At 67.2% G+C, this 6,507-nt stretch carries 8 protein-coding genes; 3 read left to right on the forward strand and 5 right to left on the reverse strand.

Annotated features, from left to right (window positions below; all coding sequences use genetic code 11):
* Positions 1 to 411: 411 nt before the first annotated feature.
* Positions 412 to 1,041 (forward strand): VOC family protein, encoded by a 630-nt coding sequence (locus tag FXF50_RS23940; RefSeq protein WP_148431118.1) that lies wholly within the window; start codon positions 412 to 414, stop codon positions 1,039 to 1,041.
* 108 nt (positions 1,042 to 1,149) lie between these two features.
* A complete protein-coding gene (locus FXF50_RS23945; protein WP_148431119.1) occupies positions 1,150 to 1,635 on the forward strand; it encodes an N-acetyltransferase in 486 nt (161 codons plus the stop codon).
* Between the two features lie 36 nt (positions 1,636 to 1,671).
* On the opposite strand, the gene FXF50_RS30000 is transcribed toward FXF50_RS23945, so the two are convergent.
* From FXF50_RS30000 to FXF50_RS23960, 3 genes are all read right to left on the reverse strand, one after another.
* Entirely contained in the window at positions 1,672 to 2,208 is a 537-nt protein-coding gene (locus tag FXF50_RS30000; protein WP_255510169.1) for a HEAT repeat domain-containing protein, read from the reverse strand.
* Between the two features lie 63 nt (positions 2,209 to 2,271).
* A complete protein-coding gene (locus tag FXF50_RS23955; protein WP_148431120.1) occupies positions 2,272 to 3,420 on the reverse strand; it encodes a hypothetical protein in 1,149 nt (382 codons plus the stop codon).
* On the reverse strand, positions 3,417 to 3,923 hold the full coding sequence (locus FXF50_RS23960) for a SigE family RNA polymerase sigma factor (RefSeq protein WP_255510170.1): 507 nt from the start codon (positions 3,921 to 3,923) through the stop codon (positions 3,417 to 3,419). The genes FXF50_RS23955 and FXF50_RS23960 overlap by 4 nt, the downstream gene beginning before the upstream one ends.
* A 425-nt stretch (positions 3,924 to 4,348) precedes the next feature.
* On the opposite strand from FXF50_RS23960, the gene FXF50_RS23965 reads away from it, so the two are divergent.
* Complete coding sequence (locus FXF50_RS23965) at positions 4,349 to 4,834, forward strand: hypothetical protein (RefSeq protein WP_148431122.1); 486 nt, start codon at positions 4,349 to 4,351, stop codon at positions 4,832 to 4,834.
* A 204-nt stretch (positions 4,835 to 5,038) separates the two neighbouring features.
* Here the strand turns inward: FXF50_RS23965 and FXF50_RS23970 are convergent, their stop codons facing one another.
* A complete protein-coding gene (locus FXF50_RS23970) occupies positions 5,039 to 5,557 on the reverse strand; it encodes a GNAT family N-acetyltransferase (protein ID WP_187399789.1) in 519 nt (172 codons plus the stop codon).
* Positions 5,558 to 5,642: 85 nt separating this feature from the next.
* Entirely contained in the window at positions 5,643 to 6,239 is a 597-nt protein-coding gene (locus FXF50_RS23975) for an orotate phosphoribosyltransferase (RefSeq protein ID WP_148431124.1), read from the reverse strand.
* Between the last annotated feature and the right edge of the window lie 268 nt (positions 6,240 to 6,507).

Raw genomic sequence — 6,507 nt, forward strand, 5'->3', positions numbered from 1 at the left:
CGCCGCACCCACTCTGACCTGCAAAAACGCGAAGCCGCAGGCAGGGTGGGTGCAGTTGCGTGCCGTCCGGTGCCGTTCGGTGCGGTTGACGGCCATTCAGTGCACCGTGTTGCTCCCAACCTGCTCCCCGATCCAGGGCTCACGCGGCTGCTGGGGCCAAGCTGAGACGGGCCGTCCTGCAGGTCGTTCGTTAGAGATCGTGGCCGCTTGCCCGAGCGGCACTGGCTAACGCCGACGCCCGGCCAGCGACCGTTGGGCTCAGTCGCTCCCGCCCCGCTCCCACGGCCCGGTCGTCGACCGGACGTGCTCAGGAGTGCCGCGCCTTACCAGCGGCATGAGAGTGCACCGCCGACCAGTGAGTACGAGCGCCAATGTGCGCTCCGTCGCGCCGCCGATGCTAGGTTCGCCGGCATGACCCAGCAGATCACGGCCGGGCAGTTCCACGTGGCCGACGGTGTCGAGGACTGGCGCTGCCTCTACCACGTGGTTTCGGCGTATTTCCGCACCGGATCGCTGGCCAAGGGCATAGCGCTCGTCGATGAGGTCGGCCGCCTCGTCGGTGGCGCGGAGCAGCAGTACGTCAACGTCGATCTGCGTCATGCCGGCGTCACGGTGTCCCTGTTGTCGCGCGACGTTGCGCTGGCCCGGCGGATCTCGGCTGCCGCCAGGGAACTGGACATCCCCGCCGACCCGACCGCCGTGCAGCTCATCAACGTCACCCTCGACGCCCTCGTCGGCGCGGACGTGCTGCCGTTCTGGCGGGCGCTGCTGGGTTACCGCCAGATCGATGACGACTACCTAGCCGACCCGGTGCGCCGAGGGCCCGGCTTCGGGTTGCAGCCCATGGACGACCCGCGTCCACAACGCAACCGCATGCACCTTGATGTCGCCGTCCCGCATGATCAGGCCGAGGCCCGCATCGCCGCCGCATTGGCCGCGGGTGGCCAGCTCGTCTCCGATTCGCACGCACCGAAGTGGTGGATCCTGGCTGACGCCGAGGGCAACGAGGCGTGCGTCGCGACCTGGGTCGGCCGAGAATAGCGGCCTGCGCGACGCTTCACGGCAACAATCGACCGCATCGACCCGCGCTCGCTGAGGTGGTCCGGCACCAACAGACCCTCTGGCTTGACCGTCGGCCACACTTGCGGCATGACGACGACGATCGTGCCGATAGTCTCCGCCCATCCGGCGTTCGATCAGGTAGCTGCTCTGTTCGACGACTATCGGGCGCACTACGGCCAACCGTCAACCCCAGAGATCACCCGCTCCTGGCTGCACGACCAACTCACACAACACCGGCTCTCCGCCGCTGCCGCCACCCGATCTGATCACGTCTGCGGCTTCATCACGGTCACGATCATGCCGGCATCACTCATGCTGAGCACCTCATGGTCGATCCGCGACCTCTACGTGGCCCCGCACCATCGCCGCAGCGGCATCGCGAACGCCCTACTCCAGCACGTCATCCACAACGCCCGTGCCGCTGGCGCGCATCGCGTTTCACTCCAAACCGAGGCCGACAACACCCCCGCTCTGACGCTCTACACCGACATCGGCTTCCAGCCCGTCGCCGGCCTGGAACTACTCAACCTCACCTTCGATCCCACCCGCCAAGATCCAGGAGACACGGCCTAGTACGGCAGTGACAATTCGTCAGCTGGCTGTTCAGGGTCAGTCGATGAGCCCGCTGGCTCGTGCTTTCCACAGCTCTTGCCGCGCTTGTTTGATGTCGAGTTGCTCCAGGCCTTTGGCGGCCCCGGACCGGAGTGACTCGTCGCCGCTGTGTAGTTGTTCGGTGAGTACCGGCAGCGCTTGGGGTGAGCGGGCTTCACCGATGAGTTCGAGCAGCCAGCAGCGCAAGCCGTGGTCGTGTCGCTCGTGAGCGAACTCGGCGATGAGTTCGTCGATGTGGTCGGCGGCGTGGGGCAGCAGGAGGTGGAAACCGTCTTCCTTGGCCTGCGGGTCATGCCGGCGCATGAGCTGCATGGCTTGCTGGAACCGGATCGTCACGCCGTTGAGGCTAGCTGGCTGAGCGGAGTCAGGGGCGCTGGCAATGTCGGCGGTGATCTTCGGCGCGGTGCCGTGAGCGGGTGCGGCCAGCTTCCACTGATCGAGGAGGCCGCTAAGTGCCGGAGTCCGCGATCGTCCGCTGCCGCTCGCCGGGTTGGCTGCTTGCTTGGCTGCTCGACATGACCAGCTGATGGGCATCGGGCCGGGCTGGCGGGTCACCAGCCGCCCGGCGGATCGCTTACCGCAGCCGGACCGTTCGGGTCAGCCGGCGGCGCCGCGAGCGAGGCCGACCCGCCAACCGGGTACGGTGAAGCTGTCGGCGGTGACGGTGACCGTCACCCGTTGCCCGGTCCGGGCAGGCACCTTGAACTTGGGCGGCAGGTCGTATTCGGCCGCCAACGCGCCACCTGTCCAGCATTCGCCGGTCCAGTCGTAGAACGCCCGCCGCTCGACCTCCTTTCCGTCGACTAGTACGCGGATCCGGCCGGGCGCGACGGCGCAGATGAAGATGTCGAGCTGCAACGGCATGGCCAGGTCGAGCTGGTGGGATCCGTTCGGCGATGCTGTGGTGCGGGCGTCGAGCTGACCGAGTTGGTCAGGGAAGGGCTGACCCGGATTGCCAGTTGCCAACTCCCCGGCCGTGTCCAGATCGACCAGCTCGGCGGGTCGGGGCGGTATCGGGAATTGCTCGAACGGCACCGGTGTGTAGACACCGACCGCCATCGTGCCGGTGAGGTGGCTCGGGTCACCCGGCCGCGGGTCCCTGTTGTCGGCGACGAGCGGCTTGCCGATCTTGACGGTGACCGTCACCGGTTTCCCCGCCCGAACTCCAAGGTCACTCCACCGGTGATAGTGCCCGTTCATCCCAGCGTCGACCAGCATCGCGTCGCGCTGCGGCGACGAGCTGCAGTCACCGGTGCCGATCACGGCCTTGCTGACCGTGACCTGAATCAGGTGGTCGGATCGGCCGGGAGCCGAGCCTGCGCCCAATCGGTCGTCGCATCGGATGCCCAGCTGAAAGTCCGCCGTCTCCGGGGTGAAGGTGAAGGTGATGCTTGACTGCCGTGGCAGCGTCATCTCGCGCGCCAGGATCCGGCGATGCCCGCGGAGATACTCGGGCAGCAGTTCGTCGGCCGGTGGAGGCACCGGGCTGGCCGTGGCCGTTGGAGCCGGGGCTGCGGAGGACATGCTGGCCATTGGCGACGGCGTCGAGTCGGCGGGCTGACGTGTGACCAGGCCGACCGATGTCCCGGTGGTCGCCAGCAGTACGGCGGCGGCGACGCCCGCGGCGCGGACCCGTCGCTGCCGGGCAATGCGACGGTGCAGCATGCCCACACGGTCCACGCCGGTCGGAATTTCAGCGCTCTGCGTCGTCAGGAGACGGCGCAGGCGCTCCTCTTCGACGGTCAATGGATGAGCTCCTTCTGGTCTGGGCTGTCGACTAGCGCGGGATGCGTGCGGAGCTTCGCCAAACCCTTGCTGGCCTGGCTCTTGACGGTGCCCACGCTGATGCCGAGCGTCTCGGCGATTTGCGCCTCGGTGAGGTCCTCGAAGTACCGCAGCACGAGGACTGCCCGCTGCCGTCGCGGGAGCTCGGCGAGCATCCGCCACAACGCATCCCGTTCGACGTACTCCGTCACTCGGTCGGCTGCTTCGGTGCGCTCGGGCAGCGCCTGCGGGATCTCGCCGGTCCAGCGGCGACGGCGCCAGGAGATGTAGGTGTTGACGATGGTCCGGCGGATGTACGCCTCGGCGTCGCCGTGCACCCGGGGCCACGCGAACCAGGCCTTCACCAGAGCCGTCTGCAGCAAGTCCTCGGCAGCTGCCCAGTCGCAGGTCAGCAGGTAGGCGACCCGCAGCAATCGGGGCGATCGGTCGACCACAAATTGGTCGTATTCGGTTCGGTCGGCCAACCGTCCTCCTCCGTCGGGCCTGCCCCTCATCTACGCCTTGACTCGATGCGACGGTTGCCCCCGAAGTCAACGCCCAGGTCATCACCGACCCAGCAGCCGGCTTGCGTGGATCTCACCCGCAGCGCCCGCCCAGCATCCTGCGTCGGACATGACCCCCGGCGGGGGGAGCCTGGTCGCCATCACCAGCCAGTGTCAGCGAAGCTCGCGCCGTGCGCTCATGCACTGGCTGCCTTATCGCTCCTTGCAATGGTCATCGTCGCGTCGCGGCCGGTTTGCTGACTCTCTGCTGACTCGGCAAGAGGATGGCGTCCCGTGCTCACGAGCTCCGTCGCTGAGTAGACGTGCTCAGGCCCCCGCCCACGCAGTGGCCGCATACTTACCCGCGACCGGCCTGGACAAGGCCGTGGGGAGAGGGGGCGACCGACATGACGAAGCAGCGCGGTATGTCGATTCCGACCGCGGCGCTCGTTCTGATCTTGGCGACACCGGTCGCGTCCTGGGGGCTCATCGGCGACCTGACCAACGAGGAGGCGCGGCAACTCGCCGCCGAGGGCGTCGAGCTGGACTATGCGATCCGGCCGGTCAGCCTTGGTCCGGTGGGGGACCGAATCGTCGGCGTCCTGGCGTGCATCGGCGTCATCGGTGCGCTTGCCTTGTTGGTCCGGGACACGTACACCTGCCGTCTGGATTCCCGGTGGTGGCGGGTGCTGTTGCCGCTTGTTGGGGCTGGCGTCGTGGTCGGCTTCACGTGGCGGGTGCTGACCGCCGGGGGAATCGGCGCCAACATCGGAGCTGGCCTGATAATCATCTTTGGCGGGCCCCTTCTGGCCGTGCTGTTGATAGCTGCCGCGGTTGCCGCGCTGCACCTCCATCTGACCAGGGCGAGGCGCAACGGCAGCAACTCGGACTGAACTCCCGCCGCCCGATACCTCGCTTACAAGTTCTGGGCGCTTCGTCCGGCGCGATCCGTCGGCGTCCGCGACCTCGGGCGACTGTCCGCGCCCAACCGCCGGCGGCCATCCTCGTCCGGGCCGGTTGCTGTCGCCGCTGCTGTCGAAAGCGAGGGACTCGACTCACGGCGCGAGCGCTTCGGACCGCCGCGCACTAAGGGGACATCACAGGGGCTGCAAGCTGCTGACCGGCACGAAGCCGCGGGCCCGATAGTTCGCCAGCGCGTGAGGATGATCCCAACTTGAGGTGTGCAGCCAGACGCGCCCCGTCCGCCCGCCGGGCTCTACACCGTTCTGCGGCCCCTGCAGGTTCCACGCAGCATGCGTCAGCAGTGACAAGGAGTAACCGCCGTATCCATGTCCTATGTACTCCGGCCTGAGGCCGAAGGTGTCCAGTTCCACCTCCGGCCCTGAATGCCAGCGCAGACAGCCCCAACCAGCCAGCTTGTCGTTCACATGGATCCACCAGTGCTGCAACGCTGGGTCGCTGAGCCAGTCGACCCAGTTCCGTTTTGACCATGCCAAGCTCGACCACCGATGCGCCAACGCAATGCGATCGTGTACCTCCTGCAACTGCGACAAGCTTTCCCCGGCCGGGTCCTTGACCGGCACCAAGGCCAGGCCCTCGACAGCTCTCGCCCACCGCAGCTGGCCAGGACTCGTCATCTGCAGGTACGTGATCACCTTCTCCGAGTGCACGCCCTATCGTCTCCCAGGCGACGGATCGCAGCTGCCTGGCATCGATCAGAAAGGGCCTGGATGCTCGGGTTCAGCCGCAGGAAAGGATGGACTGCTCCAACGGCACGCCCGCCGTACAGAGGGGACACTCTTGGGGTTCCCATAATGTGTTAGGCCATGAAGCCAGCGTTGTCAGTGGCACCGGGGCCAGGGATTGCTGCCGTAGAGCCGTCTCGCCCAGCCGAAGCAGGGCGGCGATCACGACCGGTTCGGCGCCACTCTCCCGCACCGCAGCGGCCGTCGAACGCACGGCGGATCCGGCGTTTATGACGTCATCCACGATTGCCACGCGCCTGCCGCTGATGAGGGCAGAGAATGCCTGAGGCAGTCGGTAGCGGGCGGAGTACAACGGGCCAGGCGCATACGCGACGCGCTCGGCGTAGGCAAACGGCAGGGCTAGCCGCTCAGCGACTCGGTAAGCGAGCAGTGCACCACCGACGAGTGGACCCACCACGACCTCGACGTTGTAGGCGCTGAGCGAATCGGAAAGCGCCAGCGCGAGCGGCTCGACGGCTGCGGGCCGCCACAGCATGGCGTCGAGGTCGAGCAGGAGATGCCCGTGATGGCCTGATTCCAACAAGAAGTGACCGTCGCGAGCGGCAAGCAGCTCCCGCACCGTGTCGTCCATGAGGGCAATGGTGTCACGCACAGCCAACGCTGGAACCGAAGGACCAACAGACACTTCGGTGTGAACGCGGGTACGGCGCAGAGTCGTGTGTCATCCAATGCCGTTTTGCACCGTCAAGCAGGGTCCCGCTGCCGTCTGGTCTCGTCTGCTGCCGCCCACGCCGGCTTCACTTGATGCGTTACACCGGCCCGTGACCGTGCCGGGCACGGTCGGTGACACCGACGGTCGCGCTGCCGTTTACGGTTGTCCGCCTGCCGAGGCGCGGACC

The sequence above is a fragment of the Micromonospora sp. AP08 genome, assembly GCF_008085935.1.
GTDB classification, from domain to species: Bacteria; Actinomycetota; Actinomycetes; order Mycobacteriales; family Micromonosporaceae; genus Micromonospora; species Micromonospora chersina.

Bases quoted from the DNA above. Each gene is read 5' to 3' on its own strand.
- FXF50_RS23940 (WP_148431118.1), top strand. From the start codon at position 412: ATGACCCAGCAGATCACGGCCGGGCAGTTCCACGTGGCCGACGGTGTC.
- FXF50_RS23965 (WP_148431122.1), top strand. From the start codon at position 4,349: ATGACGAAGCAGCGCGGTATGTCGATTCCGACCGCGGCGCTCGTTCTG.
- FXF50_RS23945 (WP_148431119.1), top strand. From the start codon at position 1,150: ATGACGACGACGATCGTGCCGATAGTCTCCGCCCATCCGGCGTTCGAT.
- FXF50_RS23975 (WP_148431124.1), bottom strand. From the start codon at position 6,239: ATGGACGACACGGTGCGGGAGCTGCTTGCCGCTCGCGACGGTCACTTC.
- FXF50_RS30000 (WP_255510169.1), bottom strand. From the start codon at position 2,208: ATGCCCATCAGCTGGTCATGTCGAGCAGCCAAGCAAGCAGCCAACCCG.